Origin of the sequence: Microbacterium natoriense (assembly GCF_030816295.1) — a bacterium.
GTDB lineage: Bacteria > Actinomycetota > Actinomycetes > Actinomycetales > Microbacteriaceae > Microbacterium > Microbacterium natoriense_A.
In genome coordinates this window covers 3,195,217-3,213,906 of the sequence record NZ_JAUSXV010000001.1, presented here as the reverse complement: position 1 = coordinate 3,213,906, position 18,690 = coordinate 3,195,217, and the positions used below count along the sequence as shown (strand labels likewise).

Genomic DNA, 18,690 nt, shown 5'->3' with positions numbered 1-18,690 from the left:
CCTCGGGGGAGATCAGCGGAAGTCTCTCGACCGGTGTGCGAAGCCCGTGCGCAGATCCTCGAACCCGTCAGCGAGCACGTTCACGACGCCCTCGGCGGAGCGCTCCAGGATGCCGCGGATCACAAGTGCGGGAGAGCCGCGGGCGACGCGACGGTAGCGGCCCCAGACACCTGCCGAGCAGACCACGTTGACCAGTCCCGTCTCGTCCTCCAGGTTGATGAAGGTGATTCCGGCCGCGGTCGCCGGTCGCTGCCGGTGCGTGACGAGACCGGCGACCTCGATGCGCCGCCCGACCTCGTGATCCTGCAGCTGGGTGGCTGTGAGCACCCCGCGCTCCCGCAGCCCCGCGCGGAAATGGGTGAGCGGGTGATCGTCGGTGGACACGCCCGTCGACCAGAGATCGGCGGAGAGCTGCTCATAGCTGGACTGGTCGGCGAACAGCGGAGGCTGTACGGCGACGACCGTGCCGGGCAGATAGCGCGCGCGGTCCTCGGCGGCGGCGCCGGCGAGCCAGATCGCCTCGCGGCGCTGCAGACCCAGACAGCCGAAGGCCCCTGCGGTGGCGAGCGATTCCAGCTGAGCGGCTGTGGCATCCGTGCGCCGCACCAGATCGCCCAGGTCGCGGTAGAGGCCGTTCGCCTCGCGCTCGGCGACGATCCGTTCGGCCAGCTGCTGCCCGATCCCGCGCACACCGCTGAGGCCGAGCCGCACGGCGAAGCCTCCGTCACGGCGATGGGCGCCCGACTCGTCGGGCAGTGAACGGTCGAATCTCGCGGCCGACGGCTGCGGGTCGTGGAGGCAGGAATCGAGCCAGGGGCCGGCCGGGCCGGTCCGCTCGAGGATCTCGGTGGCTCCGGACGCATGCAGATCGGGACGCAGCACCTCGACCCCGTGTCTGCGCGCGTCTGATGTCAACGTCGACGCCGAATAGAAGCCCATCGGCTGCGACCGCAGAAGACCGGCGAGGAACGCGGCGGGATAGTGCAGCTTCAGCCAGGAGCTGGCATAGACGAGCAGCGCGAACGACAGCGAGTGCGACTCCGCGAACCCGAAGTTCGAGAACGCCTGGATCTGCGCGTAGATGCGGTCGGACTGCTCCGTCGACAGCCCCCGCCTCTTCATCCCCGCGTACAGCTTGTCCTTCACCCGCTCGATCTTCTCCTGCCCTCGCTTGGAGCCCATCGCCCGACGCAGCAGATCGGCCTCGTCCGCCGTGCAGTCGCCGATGGCCGTCGCCATCTGGATCAGCTGCTCCTGGAAGATCGGGATGCCCAGCGTCCGCTTCAGGATCGGCTTCAGATCGTCATGCGGATAGGGGATCGGATACTCCACAGGCTCCTCGCCGCGTGCGATCCGCTCGCGGTTCTCCTCATCGACCTGATCCTTCGCCATCTTGCGCCGGACGAACGGGTGCACGGCCCCGCCCTGGATGGGACCGGGACGGATCAGCGCGATCTGGATCGCGAGGTCGTAGAAGCATCGCGGCTGCAGTCGGGGGAGCAGCCCGATCTGTGCGCGCGATTCGACCTGGAACACCCCGATCGAATCGGCACGGCAGAGCATGTCGTAGACCGCCGGCTCCTCCTTGGGGATGGTCTCCAGCGTCCACTCCTCGCCGGTGGCGCCGTGCACCAGGTCGAAGCAGTGCCGGAGGGCCGCCAGCATCCCCAGCCCCAGCAGATCGAACTTGACCAGCCCCATGGATGCCGCATCGTCCTTATCCCACTGGATGACCGTGCGGTTCTCCATGCGCGCGTGCTCGACCGGCACCACCTCGCCCACAGGACGTGCGGTGAGCACCATGCCGCCCGAGTGGATGCCGAGGTGACGCGGAGCCTTCAGCAACTCGCCCGCGTACTCGAGCACGTTCTCGGGGATGTCGTGGTCTTCGGACACCTCCAGCCCCGCCGACCAGCCGTCGACCTGACGCGACCAGGAGTCCTGCTGACCAGGGGAGTAGCCGAGCGCTCTCGCCATGTCGCGGATCGCGTTCTTCGGGCGGTACTGGATGACGTTCGCCACCTGAGCCGCCCGCTCCCTGCCGTACTGCTCGTAGGTCCACTGGATCATCTCCTCGCGGCGGCTGGAGTCGAAGTCCACGTCGATGTCGGGCTCCTCCTGCCGGGTGGTGGCGAGGAAGCGCTCGAAGGGGAGCCGGTACAGGATGGGATCGACCGCGGTGATCCCCAGCAGATAGCACACCGCGCTCGCCGCGGCCGAGCCCCGGCCCTGGCACAGGATGCCGCGATCCTTCGCCTCCGCGACGATCCCGTGCACGATGAGGAAGTACCCGGGGAAGTCCTTCTCCTCGATCACGTCGAGCTCCCGTGCGATCCTCTCGCGCCCCTCGTCATCGAGCCGCGGATACTTCACCGGCACCGCCTCCCAGACCAGATGGCGCAGCCAGCTCATCGGAGTGTGCCCCGCGGGCACCTCCTGCTGCGGCAGCGCAGGCTTGGCCTGGATCAGGGGGAAGGCGGATGCCGCCGCCAGCTCGAGTCCGTACGAGACCGCCCCCGGGTAGCGCTGGAAGCGAGCTGTCATCTCTGCGCCGCTGCGCAGATGGGCTCCGCCGTGTGCCGGCAGCCAGCCGTCGAGCTCGTCCATGCTGCGCACCGCTCGCACCGCGGCCACGGCTTCGGCGAGGCCCGCACGCTCGGGTGTCGCGTAGTGCACGTTGTTCGTGGCCAGCACGGGCAGCCGCATCCGCCGGGCGAGTGAGGCGAGCTCGTCGTTGCGGCGGGAGTCCAGCGGGTCGCCGTGATCGAAGAGCTCCACGGCGACATGATCCCGACCGAACAGATCGACCAGTCGGCGCAGGGGTGTCACGGCGTCCCCGGCCTCGAGCCCTCGGCGCACCGCTCCCTTGCGGCACCCGGTGAGGATCGTCCAGCGTCCGCCCGAGCTCGCCGCGAGTTCATCGACGTCGTACACCGGCCGGCCCTTCTCTCCGCCCCGCAGCTGCGCGGTCGTGATCGCGCCGGAGAGGCGGTGATACCCCTCCAGGCCGTCGGCGAGCACGAGCAGATGCTCTCCGATCGGATCGGCGGCACCGCGCTGCGCGGCGTCGAGGCCCAGGGAGAGCTCGGCGCCGTACACGGTCTGCACGGAGGCCTCCATCATGTCGGCGACCTCGGCGAATCGGGCGGCCCCGTAGAAGCCGTCGTGGTCGGTGAGCGCCAGAGCCGACAGGCCCAGTCGCTCGGCCTCGACGAGCAGCTCCTGCGGGGAGGAGGCGCCGTCGAGGAAGGAGTAGGAGGAGTGCGCGTGCAGTTCGGCGTAGGGCACGGCGTCGTCGGGGCGCGTGATCGGGGGAGGCGCGGTGTAGTCGCGCTTCCGACTCACCGGCCCCGGGTCGGTCCGCGTGCCGCGCGGTTCGGCACTCGGCGGCTCGTCGCCGCTGAGAGTGCGCTCGATCTCGCTCCAGGTGAGCGGCGGGTTGTGCCAGCCCATCAGCGGTACCTCCCCTCAGCCCACCAGCGACCGCCGGTGCAGAACACCAGCCAGGCGCGCTCGCGGTCGTCGACGATCTGCAGCCGGTGCCCCTTCTTGCCGCCGTCAGCCGCCCACCGCCGTTCGGCGATCGGCCACGGGCCCGCCCACGCCTGCACACCGGCCCCGTCTATGCGCGCGGGCGAGGCGGAGAGCGAACCCCGGCCGTCGATGCCGATGCTCTCGCCCGTCGCCGACTCCACGCCGATGGGCCGTGGCGGGAGGAACACCTCGGCAGGCACCGGATCGGGCAGGCTCCCCGGCCACGGGCGCACCGGATCGCGGGGGGCGACGGTGCGCTCGCCCCAGGGCGTGAGCACCTGCCGATCGGCGAGCCAGCGTCCGCCCGCGATCGCGGCGGTGACCACCCCCTCGTGCCCGAGCATGGTCTGCACGCGGGAGACCGCGTGGTGCAGACGCTCGTCGGTGGCCGAGCCGAACAGGCCGGGCTGATGATGGGCCGCGTCGTCGACCGCGATCGGCACGATGCGCACGGCCACGATGCCGCCGAACGATCTGGCCTCGTCGACGGGCGTCTGCGCAGACTCCGCAGCCAGCGCCTCGAGCTGCCAGCGCACGCGATCGACGAGATCCGCGGCGTCGAAGCAGGTCGGATGCAGCCACGACCGGGAGAACACCTGTCCGTTGTCGTCGGTCAGGTCGATGCGCACCTCGGTGCACACGGAGGCAGCGTCGTCGAGGGCGAGGAGCACGGCATCCGCAGTCTGCCGCACGGCGAAGGCGACCTGATCGGTGCCGGCCAGGGCGGGTTCGAACTCCACGGCCCGCACGAGCTCGGGATCGGGAGGCCGCGGAGCGGGCACCCGGGAATCCGCGCCGGCCGCCAGGGCGTGAAGGCGCGCTCCGCGCTCGCCGAAGCGATCGCGGACCTCGATGGCGTCGAGTGCGGCGAATCCGCCGAGGGTGTGCACGCCCAGGCGGGTCAGGAGGCCCGCGAGATGCTCATCGCGGAGCGCCTGCACAGGGAGAGGGGCGAGGAACTCCGCCGAGCGCCCTGCCGGGACGACCGTGCACGGCTCGGACCCGTGCGCAGCGAGCTCAGCCGTGAACGGGCCGTCGGCGACGCCTATCCGGGCTTCGGAGTACCCGGCCGCGGTGAGGATGTCGAGCAACGCGCTGCCCGCCTCGGCCTCCCCTCCGTGGAAGCGTGCCAACCCTCTGGCGCGGATCACGGCGAGCCCGGGGCGCAGCAGCGTCGCCCCCGGTGCGTGCCGCTCGACGAGCCGCAGCACGGGGAGGAACGCGCGATCGTCCCTCGTCGGATCGTGGGGGAGCACCCGCAAGGCGGCGAGCCGCCCCTGGGCCTCTCTGCGACGCTGGCCTATGCGCACTCCGTGCTCGCGGGCGGATGCCGTGCACGCCACGACGGCGTTCGCGTGCACCAGTGCGGTGGGCGGATGCGGCGGCGGGCCGAGGGCGGCGCGCAGCGGCCAGTCGGGCAACCACAGGGCGAAGACGCGGAGCGGAGACGTCATCCGGCCACCGCCAGGGGGGCGAACCGCATCGGCAGCTCGGCGATGGCGGCGGGAGCCGTCTCGATCGCCTCGACCGCTCCGTGGCTTCCCGGCAGGCGCACCTGCACGCTCGAGGCGAGCGGAGCGCGTCTGATCTGCGCGGTCACGGTCGCCGTGCAGTCCTGGAGCAGCCCCCACCCTTCGCCGAGACCGTGCCAGTGCGGGTCGGTCAGTCGGATGCTGCCCTCGCTCTGCGGCCAGGCCTCGCTCGCCGCCGATTCGGTGACGAGCAAGGTGGTGCCGCGGTCGCGCAGCCGGGCGCTCAGTCGCGAGACGTCGGCATCGCGGACCCGTGAGCCCGGATGCACCGCGATCAGCGGGACGACCTCGGCGAGGGCGGAGGTCGCCGCCAGCCAGCGCTCTGCGGGGTTCGGCACGAGGATCAGCCGCTCGAGATCGATGCCGAATGCGGCGGCGGCTTCGATCCCGAGCGTCGGCATGCCGATCACCGCGCACCAGTGCCCCTTCTGAGAGGCCGCGCTGAGCAGCGCGAGGATGAGAGAGGGAGAGGGGGACACCGTGTAGGCGGAGCCGGTGAGCAGTCCGCCGTCGGGAAGCAGCGAGGAGAAGGCGGAGTCGAGGGGGAGCAGCGGATGCTCGCTGCGTCGCCGTTGCATGCGGCTGATCTCACGGCGCAGCCTCAGCACCTCTCCTGCGCGGACGTCGGCCGGCGCGGAGAGCAGTGGCGCTGAGTCGAGCATGTTCCCCATATCTCCATCTTCGAATCTATGTACTATTAAATCAAGTGGACATGATGACGTTAGTTCGAACGTCCGACATCGCTCTTTCGAGTTATCCACACCCTCTGGGCCGCAGTATCCGCAGATCTCCTACCCTTCGAGGATGGATCCGCGCACCGCCCTCGTCGTCGTCGCGCACGTCGGCCTGGTCGGCGTCGGCGCGTGGCTACTGGTGATCGACATCCGCACGCATCGACTGCCCAACCGCATCGTGCTGCCCGCCATCGCCGCGGTCTCGCTGCTGGCCGTGCTCGACGCCGTGATGACGGGAGACGACGCAGCCCTCGTCAGGGCGCTGTGGGGACTGCTGATCCTCGGCGGCTTCTACGCCGTTCTGCGTCTGGCCAGCAGATCGGGCATGGGCGGCGGCGACGTCAAGCTCGCCGCTCTCATCGGCGCCGTGCTCGGCTGGCACAGCTGGACGGCGCTCGCCGTCGGCGCGGCATCCGCTTTCGTGCTCGCCGCCCTCTACGCGCTGGTGCTCATCCTGCTGCGCAGGGCCACGGGTTCCACCCGCATCGCCTTCGGGCCCTGGATGATCATCGGCGCGGTTCTCGGCGTCGCGATCGCCTGACCGCCGCCTGCGGGCGCTAATCTGGGCACATGGCACTCGCACGGCTTCACGGCGGCCCGCTGGACGGGCAGATCATCCCCCTCGGCGACGCGGACGACAAGCTGATCGTCCCCTACAGCGAGACGCAGGTGGTGTACAACCGCCGCGGCGAGCCCTCGAACACGGGTGAGAGCGACGGCCCCACCGAGATCGACTACTGGTACGACGAGTCCCTCGAGGAAATCAACCCCTCGGATGACTGAGACCCCCGACGGCTCAGGGCACTCCCGCACCGTCGAGGTCGAGCGCAAGTACGACGTCGACGTCGCCACCCCGCTGCCGCAGTGGCAGGGACTCCCCGGAGTCGACGCGGTGAGCGACGCAGAGGTGCGTGAGCTCGACGCCCGCTACCTCGACACGGCGGATGCCGCGCTCTCGCGCGCCGGCGTTGCTCTGCGCCGCCGCACCGGAGGGCCGGACGCCGGCTGGCACATCAAGGGACCGCGAGAAGGCGACGGCCGGCTCGAGATCGGCTGGTCGCTCGGTGAGGACGAGAGCGTTCCGGATGCGGTCATGGAGACCCTGTCGCGATGGACGAGAGATGAGCTGATCCCGCTCGCGCGCATCGAGAACAGTCGCACAGCCTATCTGCTCACCGGCCCTGAGGGCGTCGTGGCGGAGTTCGTCGACGATCACGTCCGCGCCACGGACCTCCGTCAGGGCGTCCGGCGCGAATGGCGGGAGTGGGAACTGGAGCTCGGTCCCGCCGCACCCGCCGACGAGGCGGGACGCGAAGAGCTGTTCGCCGCAGCCGAGAGAGCGATCTTCGCCGCGGGCGGGCGCGAGGCGGCATCCGGCTCGAAGCTCGCCCGCGCTCTCGGGTTCTGAGCCGAAGCGCAACCCCTTTCGCGAAGACTGCGGTGCATGCTTGAGTGACAGCATGCACCCACCTGTCAGGCTCCGCTCGCTGCACACGATCGTTCCCGACACCGTCCTCGTTCAGGACGAGGTGCGAGACGTCTTCGCCTCGCAGCCCGACATCGGGCGGCTGGCGCAGCGCATCGTCGGCGCGTCGTTCAACGGCTCCGGCATCGACTCGCGGCACACGGTGATCGACGAGCTGTCGCTCACGGCCGAGACCGACGATCCCGTCTTCTTCGACAGGGCGACCGGCGCTCTGCTCTCCCCGGGCACGAAGACGCGCAACGACGTCTACGTCCGCGAGGCGAGCCGTCTGTTCGTCGAAGCGGCGCGCGGGGCGATCGACGCCGATCCCGACATCCAGGCATCCGACATCACGCACGTCATCACGGTCTCCTGCACCGGATTCCACGCACCGGGCCCCGAGTACGAGATCGTCAGGGCGCTGGGGCTCGCCGACTCGGTGCAGCGCTACCACCTCGGATTCATGGGCTGCTACGCGTCCATGCCCGCGCTGCGCGCTGCGCGCCAGTTCTGCATCGCCGACCCCGAAGCCGTCGTGCTCGTGGCCAGTGTCGAGCTGTGCACCCTGCACCTGCGCTCCTCGGAGGACCCCGACACGATCGTCGCCTCTTCCCTGTTCGCCGATGGCGCGGCAGCGGGCCTCGTCACCGCACGGGACTTCCCGACGTCGGTCACGGCGCTCCGACTGGACCGGTTCCACACGGCCATCGCCCCCGAGGGTGAGAAGGACATGGCATGGACGATCGGCGACAGCGGCTTCGAGATGATCCTCTCCACGTCCGTTCCCCAGATCATCGGAGAGACGATCATCGGCGCGCTGCGGCCGCTCTACGCGGGGGAGAGCGAGCTCGCAGCGGCCTTCGAGGAGGGACGCGTCGGCGATCGCGTCGAGCACTGGGCGATCCACCCCGGCGGACGCAGCATCCTCGATCGCGTGCAGGAGCGCCTGCACCTCACGGATGCGCAGCTGCACCCCGCACGAGAGGTGCTGCGCGTGAACGGCAACATGTCGAGCGCGACGATCCTCTTCGTGCTGAAGCACATCCTCGAGCAGCAGGATGCGCAGCCGGGAGAGCGCGTCGCCGCCATGGCGTTCGGACCAGGGCTGACGGCGGAGAGCGCGCTGCTGACGGTCGAGGCGCCAGAGGCGCCATGAGTCCCGATCTCTCGGTCCGCGCCGTCGCTGCGCACGAGCTGATGGACGACCCGCATGCGGATCAGCGGATGCTGGAGCGCACCTACCGCCGGTTCGCGCTGATCAACTCCGTCGTGTCGCGCCCCGGCCTGCTCTATCGTCGTGACATCCGCCCGCGCGCCCGACGTGGGCGCGTGCGGATCCTCGACGTGGGGTCAGGCGGTGGCGACCTCTGCCGCATGCTCGCCGCCCGCCTGCGCCGGGACGGATTGTCGGCCGACATCACGGCGCTCGACGCCGACGATCGGGCGACACGATGGGCTTCGGCCCATGACGCGGGCGCAGCGGTGCGATATCTCTGCGCGCACACGGCCGACCTGGTGCGCGCCGGGGAGACCTTCGACATCGTGCTGTCCAACCACGTGCTGCATCACCTGGGGTCCGATGAGCTGCAGCAGCTCCTCTCCGAGACGCGTGTGCTCGCGGGGGACGGCGGGCTCGTCGTGCACGGCGACATCGCACGCAGCCGGTTCGCCTACGTGCTCTTCGCCGCGCTCACCCTGCCGCTCGCGAAGAACCTGCTGGCGGGCTCGTTCATCCGCGATGACGGACTCACCAGCATCCGCCGGTCCTACACGGCACCGGAGCTGGCCGCCGTCGCACCGTCGGGCTGGCAGGTGCGCACCGGAATCCCCTCGCGCATCGAGTTGCGATGGGGACCGGCGGATGCCTGATCACGACGTCATCGTCGTCGGCGCCGGTCCTGTCGGCCTGCTGGCGGCGTGCCTGCTGATCCGGAAGGGCCTCGACGTCGTCGTGTGCGAGAAGCACAGCGGGCAGGATCCGCGCACCAGGGCGATCGGGATCCATCCGCCCGGTCTTCGAGCGCTCGACGAGGCGGGCATCGGGGAAAAGGTGCGCGCCGAGGCGCTGGCGCTCAGAGGCGGCGATGTGCTCAGCCGTGGCCGGATGCTCGCCTCGGTCGATTTCGCGGATGATCGGCGGATCATGATCCTGCCCCAGCGGCGGACGGGGACCCTGCTGCGGGAGCGGCTCGTGCATCTCGACTCCGACGCGCTGCGCCTCGGATGCTCTGCGATCTCGGCCCGAGACGAAGGCGATTTCGCTCGGCTCACCGTCGAGACCGGCGGGTCTCACGCCGAGCTCACCGCCTCGCTCATCGTCGCGGCCGACGGCGTGCGCAGTCCTCTGCGCGAGGGACTCGACGTGCCCTGGCGTGCCGGCGCCGGGGCGGCGACCTACGCGATGCTCGACGTCCCAGACGCCTCTGCCGTCGACCGCGCCCGGCTGCACTGCGAACCGGGAGGACTGGTCGAGTGCTTCCCGCTCACCGATGGGACGAGGCGGTGGGTGGCCCGTGAGGCGGATGGACCGCTCGGCGACGTCGACGCCTTCCGGGCGGCGATCCGGGGTCGCACCGGCGTCGACCTGCAGGTGCCGCCGGGAGCGCGGCCGGTCGTGTTCCGGGCGGCGCAGCATCGTGCTGACCGCGCCGTTCTCGGCCGGATCGTGCTTCTCGGCGACGCGGCGCACGAGGTCAGCCCGATCGGCGGACAGGGCATGAACCTCGGCTGGGTCGCCGCGCAGCGTCTCGCTCACGCGATCGGCGATCTCGGGGGCACGGGCGCTCCCGATCTCCGCGATGTCGAGCGTCGCAACGCCCGCACGGCGAGAAAGGTGCAACGCCGGGCGCACTTCTACATGTCGATGGGCGCGCCTGTAGAGGGAGCCCGACTCGGCGCGCGCGAGTGGTTGATCAGGACGCTCGGCTCGCCGCCGTTGCGGGGGCGCATGGCGGCGATGATCACGATGGCACGGCTGTAGCGCCCTCAGAGCAGGCGCCGCAACGAGAACGGGGTGACTGCGAGTCCGCAGTCACCCCGTTCTTCTTGACTCTGACGATCAGAAGTTGATCATGTGCCCTGCGAGACCGTGGAAGCCCTCCTGCAGCGCCTCCGACAGCGTCGGGTGGGTGTGCACGTTGCGCGCCAGCTCGAGAGCGGTGAGGTCCCACTTCTGGGCCAGCGTCAGCTCGGGCAGAAGCTCGGAGACGTCGGGGCCGATCATGTGAGCGCCGATGAGCTCGAGGTGCTCGGCATCCGCGATGAGCTTGACGAAGCCCACGGGCTCGCCGAGGCCGTGGGCCTTGCCGTTGGCCATGAACGGGAAGGTCGCGACCTTGATCTCGCGTCCCTCGTCCTTGGCCTGCTGCTCGGTGAGTCCGAACGAGGCGACCTGAGGCGAGCAGAACGTCGCGCGAGGCATCATGCGGTAATCGCCCAGCGTCTGCGTCTCGGCGCCGCCGATGGTCTCGGCCGCCACGACACCCTGCGCCTCGGCGACGTGGGCGAGCTGGAGCTTGGCGGTCACATCGCCGATGGCGTAGATGCCGTCGACGTTCGTGCGCATGTGGTCGTCGATGTCGATGGCGCCGCGCTCGGTGAGCTTCACGCCCGTGTTCTCCAGGCCGTAGCCGGTGACGTTCGGGGCGAATCCGATCGACATGAGCACCTTGTCTGCGGTGATCGAGCCCTGCTGGCCGTCCTTCGCGGTGTAGGTGACGGTGACGTCGGAGCCGTTGTCGACCACGGTCTCGACCTTGGTGGAGGTCAGGATGTCGACGCCGTAGTTCTTGTACTGCTTGGCGATCTCCTTCGAGACGTCCGCGTCCTCGTTCGGGAGGGCGCGGTCGAGGAACTCGATGATCGTGACCTTCACGCCGTAGTTCGTCAGCACGTAGGCGAACTCCATGCCGATCGCACCGGCGCCGACGATGACGATCGACTCGGGCAGCTCGCGGGTCATGATCTGCTCTTCGTAGGTCACGACGTTCTCGCTCAGCGTGACGCCGGGCAGCAGACGGACGGTCGAGCCGGTAGCGATGATGACGTTGTCGAAGGTGACCTCTTCGGTCGTGCCGTCGGCCTTGGCGACCGAGATGGCCTTCGGGCCTGTGAAGGTGCCGCGACCGTCGTACTCGGTCACCTTGTTCTTCTTCATCAGGAAGTGGATGCCCTTGACGCGACCGTCTGCGACCACACGGCTGCGATCGAACGCTTTGCCGAAGTCGATCGTGAACTCACCCGAGATTCCGAAGAACTCGGCCTTGTGGTTCAGCGTGTGTGCGAGCTCCGCGTTCTTGAGGAGAGCCTTGGAGGGGATGCAGCCGACGTTGAGGCACACACCGCCCCAGTACTTCTCCTCGATGATCGCGGTGGACAGGCCGAGCTGCGCGCTGCGAACCGCAGCGACATATCCGCCAGGACCTGCACCAAGGATGACGACGTCGTAGTGTGGCATGCCTTCAGCCTATCGCGCCGAGAGGTCGTCCGATCCGGTCGTGGAGCGGTTTCCACGTCGTGAAAGAACGAGGATCACGACGGCTGCGAGAACGAGCACCCCGACGATTCCGAGCACCCAGAAGCCGACCGCGTCGCCAGAGGAGTCGGCCGGATCCGCGGCCTGCGTGTCGACGGCGTCGGCGGTCTGCGCGGCGGTCGCGGACGGGGTCGGAGACGGCTCGGTCGTGGGCGCGGTGAGCGTGCTCGTGGTCACGGTGAAGGAGAACTCGCCGGAGGTCGGGTGGCCGTCGCTGGAGACGATCTTCCACACCACGTGGTACTCGCCTGCCGCACCGCCCGCCACGAGTGGCTGAGTGACGATCGCCCCGTCCACCGTTGCGGGCCCGTTCACGACCGACGCGCCTGAGGCGTCGGTGACGACGAGTTCGGTCGCGCCGTCGCCGGTGATCAGCTTCTCGCTGAATGTGAGCGTGATCTCGGCAGGCAGGGTCTCGACCGTGCTGTCGGCCGTAGGCGATGAGGCCACCAATGTGTCATGTGCCGACGCCGAGAGAGGTGCGAACAGCACGAGGAACGCGACGAGCAGGGTCGCGGCGAGCGCGACGGGGGCGAACGGGATGCTCCGGGCGGCGGTTTTCACGGGTCCAGCCTATGAATGTCGTGTATGCGGCGGCTGAGTGCGAAGCGGCCTCCCGCGAGCGGCTCCGGATCGGTTAGTCTGGACGATCAGGAGGGCATAGTGACAGACAACGACAGCCGACCAGCCGGCGACGCCGCGATCCACCGTTCCGGCGAGCAGAAGCACGACGTGACCCAGACGTTCGGGCACGACTCGGACCTCTCCTTCGTGCCCTTCGGCGTCGAACTCACCGACGTGGAGCAGAGCGCCATCGCGGCTTTGCCTGCGGGCAGTGCGCTTCTGCTGGTCCGCTCCGGCGCACTCGCCGGCGCCCGCTATCTCCTCGACACCGACGTCACGACGGTCGGTCGTCACCCCGAGGCCGACATCTTCTTCGACGACGTCACGGTGTCACGCCGTCACGCCGAGATCACCCGTAACGGCAGCTCGTTCGAGATCATCGATCAGCGCTCCCTCAACGGCACCTATGTGAACGGCGAACGGGTCGACCGTGCCGCCATCGCCGACGGCGCAGAGCTGCGCGTCGGCAAGTTCCGCCTGAACTTCTTCGCATCACCCCTCGACCGCGCGGCGGCGAACGACTGATGGCGTCCTCTCCCGCCCGCGAACGCAATGCGTCCGCGGGCCTGCTGAGTATCGGCCAGGTCCTGGCCCGGTTGACGCCGGAGTTCCCCGATCTGTCCTCCAGCAAGCTGCGCTTCCTCGAGGTGCAGGGGATCGTCACCCCTTCGCGTACCGAATCGGGGTACCGCAAGTTCTCGCAGGCCGACATCGAGCGCCTGCGGCTGGGTCTCACCCTGCAGCGCGATCACTATCTGCCGCTCAGCGTCATCCGCGAGCAGCTTGACGAGGCCGAGGCGTCGGGCGAGTCCGCGGCGATCGTTCCACCCCCCTCGATCACGCCGGCTCCTCGCCGCTACCGCCGCGAAGAGCTCCTCGCGGCGGCCGGTGCCGGACCGCAGCTGTTGAACGATGCGATCAGCACCGGGGTGATGGCCGCGCAGGAGACCTACACCGAGGCATCCGTCACTCTGCTGCGCAGCCTCGTCGGCCTCGACCGCCACGGCATCGAGCCACGGCACCTGCGTTCGCTCCGTCAAGGCGCCGAACGCGAGGTCGCCCTCATCGAATCCGCTCTGTCGGCGCTGCTTCGCAGGACGGATGCCGCGTCGCGTGCGAAGGCGAGTGAGATGGCGCCGGAACTGGCGGGAAAGATCGACGAGGTGCGCTCGCTCTTCGTCAAGGACGCGCTGGCCCGGCTGCTTTCGTAACGAACTGGTTGCGACACACCTTCGGGGTGGCACGGATGTCATTGCCGGGGTCAGGGCACTGCTCTAGCGTGGAGGTATCAGCTTCCAGGGAGGACTTCAGATGAATGCGGACGAGCGTGCAGGCGACCCGCGGTTCGTGCCAGAGCTCCTCTTCACCGACGGCCTCCCCGCCATGGATGACGAGGTCGGCTATCGCGGTGCGGTAGCCGCTCGCGCGGCGGGCATCACCTACCGTCAGCTCGACTACTGGGCCCGTACCGAGCTCGTCGAGCCCACCGTGCGCGGCGCGAGCGGGTCGGGATCACAGCGCCTCTACGGCTTCCGCGACATCCTCGTCCTCAAGCTCGTGAAGAGCCTGCTCGACACGGGCATCTCGCTGCAGCAGATCCGTACCGCGGTCGACGAGCTGCGTCGTGCCGGCATCCGCGATCTCGCTGGCACCACGCTGATGAGCGACGGCGCCTCGGTCTACCTGTGCACGTCGAACGACGAGGTCATCGACCTGGTCAGCCGTGGGCAGGGTGTGTTCGGGATCGCCGTCGGCAAGGTGCTCCGCGAGGTCGAGTCGACTCTTGTGCAGTTCGACCCGACTGCACCCGATCCCGTCGACGAGCTCTCGGCCCGCCGCTCCAAGCGGTCCGCCTAGGCACTACGCCGGCCCATCGGCGCCTCGACTCGACGGCGCCGGATACGGAGAACGCCCGCTCGATGAGCGGGCGTTTCGCGTGTCGGGCGGAGGTCAGGGTCAGGCGCCGGCCTCGGGAACCTGGATGCGTCCGGTGCGGATGATCCTGTCGAGCAGCGAGTCGAAGTCGGCTGCGAGCTCCTGCGCCGAGTCGCCGGGCCAGATGTGCAGCGGCTTGGCCGCGCCCTGAGCCTGCTGCAGCGACGTGCGCTCAGGAAGCTGCGGCGACAGGACGAGCGGGCCGAACATGTCGCGCAGCTCCTTGATGCGGAACTGGTGCTCGATGGACTGCGGACGCACGCGGTTCACGACGATGCCCAGGGGCTGCAGGCGGGGGGAGAGGCCGCGGCGGATCTCCTCGATCGCACGCAGCGCGCGGTCGGCGGCAGCCACGGAGAACAGACCGGGCTCGGTGACGACCATCACGCGGTCACTCGCCGCCCACGCGGTGCGGGTGAGGGCGTTCAGTGACGGAGCGCAGTCGATGAGCACGAGGTCGTAGTCGGCCTCGACGGAGGCGAGGGCCTCTTCGAGCTTCCAGACGTCGCGGACGCTGGGGTGAGGGCCGTCGAAGTTGATCGCCGAGGGGCTGCCGATGAGGACGTCGATCGTGCCGGGGTGCACCTTCGCCCAGCCGCTGGAGGTGATCGCCTGACGGACGACCTTCTCCTTCGGGTTCGCCAGGACATCGGCGACGTTGAGTCGGCCGGCCACCTGGATGTCCATCCCGGTGGAGACGTCGGACTGGGGGTCGAGGTCGACGACGAGCGTCCGCACACCCCGGGCGAAGGCCGCTGAGGCCAGGCCGAGAGTGACGGTCGTCTTGCCGACGCCCCCCTTGAGAGAGCTGACGCTGAGTACGTGCACGGACTCCACGTTACCTTCCCCTAGGCTGGGGGAACACTCAGCCCCGCCCCATGCGCGTCGAAAAGGCCGTGCATCGAGCTCTCAGAGGTGTGCATGTTCAAGAAGATCCTTGTGGCGAACCGCGGCGAGATCGCGATCCGCGCCTTCCGTGCGGCCTTCGAGGTCGGGGCGAGGACGGTCGCTGTCTTCCCCCACGAGGACCGCGGCTCGGTCCACCGGCTGAAAGCCGACGAGGCGTACGAGATCGGCGAGCGCGGTCATCCGGTGCGCGCATATCTGAACGTCGACGAGATCATCCGCGTCGCCCGCGAGGCCGGTGCCGACGCGATCTACCCCGGCTACGGATTCCTCTCCGAGAACCCGGAACTGGCCGAGAAGGCCGCAGCGTCCGGCATCGTCTTCATCGGGCCGCCCGCGAACGTGCTCGAGATGGCGGGGAACAAGGTCGAGGCCAAGCGTCACGCGATCGAGGCCGGTGTTCCCGTGCTGCGATCGACCGAGGCGTCGGACGACGTCGACGCTCTCGTCGCCCAGTCCGATGAGATCGGATTCCCGCTGTTCGCCAAGGCCGTGGCCGGCGGCGGCGGCCGCGGCATGCGACGCGTCGAGACCAGGGGCGACCTGGCGCCCGCGCTCGCTGAGGCGATGCGCGAGGCCGAGAGCGCCTTCGGCGACCCGCGGATGTTCCTGGAGCAGGCCGTGCTGCGTCCGCGCCACATCGAGGTGCAGATCCTCGCAGACAAGACCGGCGAGACCGTGCACCTGTTCGAGCGCGACTGCTCCGTGCAGCGACGTCATCAGAAGGTCGTCGAGATCGCTCCGGCGCCGAACCTGGATGACGGCATCCGCACCGCTCTGCACGCCTACGCCGTCGCGTTCGCCCGCTCGATCGGGTACGAGAACGCCGGCACCGTGGAGTTCCTGCTCGAGACGGCGGGGGAGCGCACGGGCGAAGTCGTCTTCATCGAGATGAACCCGCGCATCCAAGTCGAGCACACGGTCACCGAGGAGGTCACCGACGTCGACCTCGTGCAGAGCCAGATGCGCATCGCCGCGGGGCAGACGCTCGCCGACCTCGGTCTGCAGCAGAAGGATCTGCACCTGCGAGGGGCTGCTCTGCAGTGCCGGATCACCACGGAGGACCCCACGCAGGGCTTCCGCCCCGACACCGGCAAGATCACGACCTACCGTTCACCCGGAGGCGCCGGCGTCCGTCTGGACGGCGGGACCGTGCACCAGGGTGCGCAGATCAGCCCGCATTTCGATTCGATGCTCGCCAAGCTCACATGTCGCGGACGCGACTTCCCGGCCGCGGTAGCCCGTGCGCGCCGTGCACTGGCCGAGTTCCGCATCCGCGGCGTGTCGACGAACATCCCGTTCCTGCAGGCGCTGCTGGACGACGCCGCCTTCGTCGCAGGAGACGTGAGCACCTCGTTCATCGACGAGCGCCCCGAGCTGCTCCGCGGTCACGTCTCGAAGGATCGCGGCACGAAGATCCTGAACTGGCTCGTCGACGTCACCGTCAACAAGCCGCACGGCGTGCACCCCGGCGTTGTGGACCCGGCGAGCAAGCTCCCGAGGATCGACCTGTCCGCCGCACCCGCTCCCGGCTCCCGTCAGCGCCTGCTCGAACTCGGCCCTGAAGGGTTCGCGGCGAACCTGCGCGCGCAGTCCGCCCTGGCGATCACCGACACGACCTTCCGCGACGCGCACCAGTCGCTGCTGGCGACCCGTGTCCGCACCAAGGACCTGGTCGCGGCCGCTCCGTACATCGCCCGCCTGACGCCCGGTCTGCTGTCCGTCGAGGCATGGGGAGGGGCCACCTACGACGTCGCCCTGCGATTCCTCGGAGAAGACCCGTGGGAGCGGCTCGACAAGCTCCGCGCGGCGCTGCCGAACGTCGCGATCCAGATGCTGCTGCGCGGCCGCAACACGGTCGGATACACGCCGTACCCGACCGCCGTCACGGAGGCGTTCGTCGCCGAGGCAGCGGCCAGCGGCATCGACATCTTCCGCATCTTCGACGCCCTCAACGACGTCGAGCAGATGCGCCCGGCCATCGAGGCCGTGCGTGCGACCGGCACCGCGGTCGCCGAGGTCGCCCTCTGCTACACCGGAGATCTGCTCAACCCGGCCGAGGATCTCTACACCCTCGACTACTACCTGAAACTCGCGGATGACATCGTGGCCGCGGGCGCTCACATCATCGCGATCAAGGACATGGCGGGACTGCTGCGCCCCGCAGCCGCCGCGAAGCTCGTCGCCGCGCTGCGCGAGCGGTTCGACCTGCCAGTGCACCTGCACACGCATGACACCCCCGGCGGTCAGCTCGCGACTCTGCTCGCGGCCAGCGGCGCCGGAGTCGACGCGGTCGACGCGGCATCCGCTCCGTTGTCCGGCACGACCAGCCAGCCCTCGCTGTCGTCGCTGGTCGCCGCTCTCGCCCACACCGAGCGCGACAGCGGCCTCGACCTCGACGGCGTCTCTGACCTCGAGCCGTACTGGGAGGCCGTGCGCCGCACCTACGCGCCGTTCGAGTCCGGCCTGCCGGGGCCCACGGGCCGGGTGTACCACCACGAGATCCCGGGCGGGCAGCTGTCGAACCTCCGTCAGCAGGCCAAGGCGCTGGGGCTCGCCGACGACTTCGAGCTCATCGAAGACATGTACGCGGCGGCGGATCGCATCCTCGGACGCGTGCCGAAGGTGACCCCGTCATCGAAGGTGGTGGGCGACCTCGCTCTGCATCTGGCCGCCGTGAAGGCGGATCCGGCGGACTTCGAGGCCCACCCCGAGAAGTACGACGTGCCCGATTCGGTCGTGGGGTTCATGGCGGGAGAGCTGGGCGACCTGCCCGGCGGCTGGCCCGAGCCGTTCCGCACGAAGGTGCTCGCCGGTCGTTCGGTGCGGACGGGCCTGACAGAGATCAGCGCAGACGACGAGGCGGCACTCGCCGGTGACAGCGCCACCCGGCGCGCTCGGCTGAACACGCTGCTCTTCCCCGCACCGGCGCGCGAGTACGAGCAGGCGCGCGAGCAGTATGGCGACCTCTCGGTCCTCGACACGGGGGACTACCTGTACGGGCTCGTTCAGGGCCAGGAGCACCTGATCGAGATAGACAGGGGCGTGCAGCTCTACGTCGGTCTGGAGGCGATCGGCGATGCGGACGACAGGGGCATGCGCACGGTCATGACGACGCTGAACGGACAGCTCCGACCGGTGTTCGTGCGCGATCGATCCATCGTGGTCGACGCGCATGAGGTCGAGAAGGCCGACACCTCGGTGACCGGTCATGTCGCCGCCCCGTTCTCCGGTGTCGTCACGCTGAAGGCCGAGGTCGGAGCGACGGTGCGCGCCGGGGAACCGGTGGCATCCATCGAGGCGATGAAGATGGAAGCCGCCATCACAGCGCCCGTCGACGGCGTCGTCGAACGTCTCGCGATCGGCGCCACGCAGCAGGTGGACGCGGGAGATCTTTTGGTCGTCATCAGCCCTTCGCACTAATCT

Annotated in this window: 16 protein-coding genes; 10 read left to right on the top strand and 6 right to left on the bottom strand. The window is 69.4% G+C overall.

Annotated features, from left to right (window positions below; genetic code table 11):
* Positions 1-12 precede the first annotated feature (12 nt).
* Genes QFZ53_RS15150 through QFZ53_RS15140 form a run of 3 tightly spaced genes read right to left on the bottom strand, consistent with a single transcriptional unit; the run spans position 13 to position 5,737 of the window.
* Entirely contained in the window at positions 13-3,453 is a 3,441-nt protein-coding gene (locus tag QFZ53_RS15150; protein WP_307297850.1) for an error-prone DNA polymerase, read from the bottom strand.
* The gene (locus QFZ53_RS15145) at positions 3,453-4,988 is read right to left on the bottom strand and encodes a DNA polymerase Y family protein (RefSeq protein ID WP_307297849.1); all 1,536 of its coding nucleotides are present in this window, start codon (positions 4,986-4,988) and stop codon (positions 3,453-3,455) included. The genes QFZ53_RS15150 and QFZ53_RS15145 overlap by 1 nt, the downstream gene beginning before the upstream one ends.
* Positions 4,985-5,737: a hypothetical protein gene (locus QFZ53_RS15140; protein WP_307297846.1), complete on the bottom strand. Its 753-nt coding sequence runs from the start codon at positions 5,735-5,737 to the stop codon at positions 4,985-4,987. The genes QFZ53_RS15145 and QFZ53_RS15140 overlap by 4 nt, the downstream gene beginning before the upstream one ends.
* 133 nt (positions 5,738-5,870) lie before the next feature.
* Between QFZ53_RS15140 and QFZ53_RS15135 the strand changes: the two genes are divergently transcribed.
* From QFZ53_RS15135 to QFZ53_RS15110, 6 genes are read left to right on the top strand one after another with little or no spacing between them, the layout of a single operon-like run.
* On the top strand, positions 5,871-6,341 hold the full coding sequence (locus QFZ53_RS15135; protein ID WP_307297845.1) for a prepilin peptidase: 471 nt from the start codon (positions 5,871-5,873) through the stop codon (positions 6,339-6,341).
* 29 nt (positions 6,342-6,370) lie between these two features.
* A complete protein-coding gene (locus QFZ53_RS15130; protein WP_307297842.1) occupies positions 6,371-6,583 on the top strand; it encodes a response regulator in 213 nt (70 codons plus the stop codon).
* The gene (locus tag QFZ53_RS15125) at positions 6,576-7,208 is read left to right on the top strand and encodes a CYTH domain-containing protein (protein ID WP_307297839.1); all 633 of its coding nucleotides are present in this window, start codon (positions 6,576-6,578) and stop codon (positions 7,206-7,208) included. Before QFZ53_RS15130 ends, QFZ53_RS15125 begins: the two co-directional genes overlap by 8 nt.
* 52 nt (positions 7,209-7,260) lie before the next feature.
* Positions 7,261-8,421, top strand: a complete 1,161-nt coding sequence (locus QFZ53_RS15120) for a type III polyketide synthase (RefSeq protein WP_307297838.1) — start codon at positions 7,261-7,263, stop codon at positions 8,419-8,421.
* Entirely contained in the window at positions 8,418-9,134 is a 717-nt protein-coding gene (locus QFZ53_RS15115; RefSeq protein WP_307297836.1) for a methyltransferase domain-containing protein, read from the top strand. The genes QFZ53_RS15120 and QFZ53_RS15115 overlap by 4 nt, the downstream gene beginning before the upstream one ends.
* A complete protein-coding gene (locus QFZ53_RS15110) occupies positions 9,127-10,245 on the top strand; it encodes an FAD-dependent oxidoreductase (RefSeq protein ID WP_307297834.1) in 1,119 nt (372 codons plus the stop codon). The genes QFZ53_RS15115 and QFZ53_RS15110 overlap by 8 nt, the downstream gene beginning before the upstream one ends.
* Positions 10,246-10,323: 78 nt before the next feature.
* On the opposite strand, the gene lpdA is transcribed toward QFZ53_RS15110, so the two are convergent.
* Positions 10,324-11,721 carry a dihydrolipoyl dehydrogenase gene (lpdA, locus tag QFZ53_RS15105; RefSeq protein ID WP_292908126.1) on the bottom strand — a complete coding sequence of 466 codons (1,398 nt, stop codon included), beginning with the start codon at positions 11,719-11,721 and terminating at the stop codon, positions 10,324-10,326.
* 9 nt (positions 11,722-11,730) lie between these two features.
* Positions 11,731-12,363, bottom strand: coding sequence for a copper resistance CopC family protein (locus tag QFZ53_RS15100; RefSeq protein ID WP_307297831.1), 633 nt, complete (start codon positions 12,361-12,363; stop codon positions 11,731-11,733).
* A 99-nt stretch (positions 12,364-12,462) separates the two neighbouring features.
* On the opposite strand from QFZ53_RS15100, the gene QFZ53_RS15095 reads away from it, so the two are divergent.
* The 3 genes from QFZ53_RS15095 to QFZ53_RS15085 all read left to right on the top strand — a co-directional run bounded on the left by QFZ53_RS15095 (position 12,463) and on the right by QFZ53_RS15085 (position 14,280).
* The gene (locus tag QFZ53_RS15095) at positions 12,463-12,948 is read left to right on the top strand and encodes an FHA domain-containing protein (RefSeq protein WP_292908154.1); all 486 of its coding nucleotides are present in this window, start codon (positions 12,463-12,465) and stop codon (positions 12,946-12,948) included.
* On the top strand, positions 12,948-13,634 hold the full coding sequence (gene ftsR, locus QFZ53_RS15090) for a transcriptional regulator FtsR (protein ID WP_307297828.1): 687 nt from the start codon (positions 12,948-12,950) through the stop codon (positions 13,632-13,634). Before QFZ53_RS15095 ends, ftsR begins: the two co-directional genes overlap by 1 nt.
* A 100-nt stretch (positions 13,635-13,734) precedes the next feature.
* Entirely contained in the window at positions 13,735-14,280 is a 546-nt protein-coding gene (locus tag QFZ53_RS15085; RefSeq protein ID WP_292908158.1) for a MerR family transcriptional regulator, read from the top strand.
* Positions 14,281-14,379: 99 nt separating this feature from the next.
* Here QFZ53_RS15085 and QFZ53_RS15080 read toward each other — a convergent pair whose 3' ends face one another.
* The gene (locus QFZ53_RS15080; protein ID WP_292908160.1) at positions 14,380-15,186 is read right to left on the bottom strand and encodes a ParA family protein; all 807 of its coding nucleotides are present in this window, start codon (positions 15,184-15,186) and stop codon (positions 14,380-14,382) included.
* A gap of 93 nt (positions 15,187-15,279) precedes the next feature.
* Here QFZ53_RS15080 and QFZ53_RS15075 point away from each other — a divergent pair, with 93 nt between their 5' ends.
* Positions 15,280-18,687, top strand: a complete 3,408-nt coding sequence (locus QFZ53_RS15075; protein WP_307297826.1) for a pyruvate carboxylase — start codon at positions 15,280-15,282, stop codon at positions 18,685-18,687.
* Positions 18,688-18,690: the final 3 nt, after the last annotated feature.

Coding starts and splice junctions, on each gene's coding strand:
- QFZ53_RS15150 (WP_307297850.1), bottom strand. CDS start 3,453: ATGGGCTGGCACAACCCGCCGCTCACCTGGAGCGAGATCGAGCGCACT.
- QFZ53_RS15145 (WP_307297849.1), bottom strand. CDS start 4,988: ATGACGTCTCCGCTCCGCGTCTTCGCCCTGTGGTTGCCCGACTGGCCG.
- QFZ53_RS15140 (WP_307297846.1), bottom strand. CDS start 5,737: ATGGGGAACATGCTCGACTCAGCGCCACTGCTCTCCGCGCCGGCCGAC.
- QFZ53_RS15135 (WP_307297845.1), top strand. CDS start 5,871: ATGGATCCGCGCACCGCCCTCGTCGTCGTCGCGCACGTCGGCCTGGTC.
- QFZ53_RS15130 (WP_307297842.1), top strand. CDS start 6,371: ATGGCACTCGCACGGCTTCACGGCGGCCCGCTGGACGGGCAGATCATC.
- QFZ53_RS15125 (WP_307297839.1), top strand. CDS start 6,576: ATGACTGAGACCCCCGACGGCTCAGGGCACTCCCGCACCGTCGAGGTC.
- QFZ53_RS15120 (WP_307297838.1), top strand. CDS start 7,261: ATGCACCCACCTGTCAGGCTCCGCTCGCTGCACACGATCGTTCCCGAC.
- QFZ53_RS15115 (WP_307297836.1), top strand. CDS start 8,418: ATGAGTCCCGATCTCTCGGTCCGCGCCGTCGCTGCGCACGAGCTGATG.
- QFZ53_RS15110 (WP_307297834.1), top strand. CDS start 9,127: ATGCCTGATCACGACGTCATCGTCGTCGGCGCCGGTCCTGTCGGCCTG.
- lpdA (WP_292908126.1), bottom strand. CDS start 11,721: ATGCCACACTACGACGTCGTCATCCTTGGTGCAGGTCCTGGCGGATAT.
- ftsR (WP_307297828.1), top strand. CDS start 12,948: ATGGCGTCCTCTCCCGCCCGCGAACGCAATGCGTCCGCGGGCCTGCTG.
- QFZ53_RS15085 (WP_292908158.1), top strand. CDS start 13,735: ATGAATGCGGACGAGCGTGCAGGCGACCCGCGGTTCGTGCCAGAGCTC.
- QFZ53_RS15075 (WP_307297826.1), top strand. CDS start 15,280: ATGTTCAAGAAGATCCTTGTGGCGAACCGCGGCGAGATCGCGATCCGC.